The organism is Streptomyces glaucescens (assembly GCF_002154375.1).
Classification (GTDB): Bacteria; Actinomycetota; Actinomycetes; order Streptomycetales; family Streptomycetaceae; genus Streptomyces; species Streptomyces glaucescens.
In genome coordinates this window covers 1-2489 of sequence record NZ_MUND01000984.1, presented here as the reverse complement: position 1 = coordinate 2489, position 2489 = coordinate 1, and the positions used below count along the sequence as shown (strand labels likewise).

Genomic DNA, 2489 nt, shown 5'->3' with positions numbered 1-2489 from the left:
GGCCCCGCCCGGCCGGTGGACACGGTGCTCGTGCCCGGCAGCAGGGGCAGGCGGCGGGCGACCGCCACGACGAACCGGTGTCGCTCGTCGGCGGTCTCGCACTGCGGGCGCGGCGGATCGCCTCCGTGTGCGGACACCGTGCCGCCACCCAGGGGGAGCCGGCACCGCACCTCGCCGCCGCCTGCCACGACGGGCCCGGCGTCGTAGAACGGCGGAATCGAACGCGACACCGTGTCCGAATACTGACCCTGAGCGGCCGGATCGGCACTGTACGTGCCCAGCCTCCCCCCGGTATCGCAGTCTTCAGCGCATTCCTCGCGTGGCTGGCTCACCACCTGATCGGAGGCTGACCATGGACCCCACCCCTGGCCCCATTCCCCGCCGTCCCGCACGGCCGGAGCGCGCGGCATGAGCGCCGGCCCGCAGAAGTACCCCGGGGCCTCGACGGCCTACTGGTATCAGGATAACTTCCCGGGCTCGGCGATGCGGACGAACACGATCGTCTGGCACTCCACGGAGGGCACGTCACTGCCGTCGTACGGCGGCGGTGCGTCGGCGCCCAACTTCACCGTGAAACCGGACTTCGGGGCCAAGAGGCTGGTCTGGTACCAGCACTTCGACTTCGACGTCTCCAGCCGCGCCCTGGTCAACAACTCCGGCGGCGTGGAGACGAACACGCTCAACGTGTGCCAGGTCGAGGTGGTCGGCACCTGCGACCCGGCCACCCACCGCAGATGGGGGTCGACGCCGCACCTGTACATGCCGGAGCTGCCGCACTGGGTGATCCGCGACCTCGGGGCCTTCGCCCGGTGGGCCCACCAGCGGCACGGCGTGCCGCTCACCTCCGGACGGACCTTCAAGGCCTACCCCGGCTCGTACGGCGCCGGCAACGGCGTGCGGATGTCCCCCAGCGCCTGGACGAGCTTCAGCGGGCACTGCGGACACCAGCACGTCCCGGAGAACCTCCACGGCGACCCCGGGGCCTTTCCCATGACCGCCATTCTCGCCGCCGCCAAGGGCACCGCACAGGAGGACCCCATGCCGCAGTACGTCAACCTCGGCACCGCCGACCCCTACCGTCTCGCCCCCGGCGCCTGGGACTCCATCGAGTTCACCCAGGAGTGGACGGACGAACTGGGCCACCACCCCGCCGGGAGCAGCGTGTGGGTGCGTGGCGCCTCCCGCTTCTCCGGTTCGCTGAGCCTGCGGGTGAGCGGTCTGGAGCCCGGACGGACCGTGCAGATCCGGATGTCCGAGTCCCAGGGCAGCGATCTGGTGCAGGACCACCCGATCCACGAACTGGTCGGTACCGGCGGCGACTCCTTCGTGGTCGTGCCGCTGGTGAAGCGGCTCGGGGCCGGGCGCGCGATGCGGGTGCGGCTGCTCAACACCCAGGAGACGCCGGTCACGATCGTGTCGGCGGTGCTGACCGCGCTCGTGTGGAAGGAGGGCTGAGACCGGGGGAGTCCCGCCGCCGGAAGGCATCGGGCGGGTGCCCCGCCGCTCCGGTCGGTGGGGCGCCGCCTTGACCCGCCGGGTGCCCGTACGTAAGGAAATCCGCCCATGTCTCCTATGCGTCATTCGTCATAGCGCTGTCGTCGGTCGCTGCCAACCCGAACTGTCCGTTTGTTATGACGATGTGATAGCAACGTCATCGAGCGCGGACCCGGTCGAGGGTAAGTTCGATCGTCCGGCTCCGGGGCGATCACCGGCGTCAGCAGATCCGGTGGCCGAGAGCCCCGGACCCCTCCGCAGGCGTGAGTACACGTCTCGGTGACGCCCCAAGAGCAAGGAGATCCAGACGGTGCCCGTCCGCCGCCTAGCGCAGCCCCCGCGGCCCACTTCCGAAGACGTCCCCGCCGTCCCGAGACCACGGGACGGCGCTCCCGGGGACCGAGGAAACCGGCCGGCTCCGGCGGCCGGCGGTGCCGGACTCAGACTGGACATCCAGGGCCTGCGCGCGGTGGCCGTCTCGCTCGTGGCGATCTCCCACGCCGGCGTGTCCTCCGTGGCCGGCGGGTACATCGGCGTGGACGTCTTCTTCGTGATCTCCGGCTTCCTGATCACCTCGCTGATGCTGCGCGAGTGGAGCCGCGAGGGCCGGATCGCGCTGGGCCGCTTCTACGCCCGCCGGGCGCTGCGCCTGCTGCCCGCCTCCACCCTCGTCGTCCTGGCGACGCTGGCGGGCTCCTGGCTCTTCCTGGGCCCGCTGCGCTTCGCGGACTACGCCAAGGACGCCATCGCCTCCGCCTGGTACGTGGTCAACTTCCGCCTCGCCGAGGCGGGCACCGACTACTTCAACACGGACGTGCCGCCCTCGCCGTTCCAGCACTTCTGGTCGCTGGCGGTCGAGGAGCAGTTCTATCTGATCTGGCCCATCGTCCTGATCATCGCCCTCAAGCTCTTCCGCCGCCGGGCCCTCCTGGCGATCCCGCTGCTCGCCCTGGCCGCGGGGTCCTTCGCCCTGAACCTGCACCTCACCGAGACCT

General features: G+C 70.9%; 3 protein-coding genes. 2 read left to right on the top strand and 1 reads right to left on the bottom strand.

Annotated elements, in window-relative coordinates; translation table 11 throughout:
- Positions 1-230, bottom strand: a 230-nt coding sequence (locus CCN42_RS44000; protein WP_143662232.1) for a hypothetical protein, incomplete at its 3' end; no start/stop codon positions are given.
- Between the two features lie 178 nt (positions 231-408).
- Between CCN42_RS44000 and CCN42_RS43995 the strand changes: the two genes are divergently transcribed.
- Both CCN42_RS43995 and CCN42_RS39985 read left to right on the top strand, forming a co-directional pair.
- Positions 409-1455, top strand: a complete 1047-nt coding sequence (locus CCN42_RS43995; protein WP_211294904.1) for an N-acetylmuramoyl-L-alanine amidase — start codon at positions 409-411, stop codon at positions 1453-1455.
- 508 nt (positions 1456-1963) lie between these two features.
- On the top strand, positions 1964-2489 hold a 526-nt coding region (locus CCN42_RS39985), incomplete at its 3' end, for an acyltransferase family protein (protein WP_245877691.1).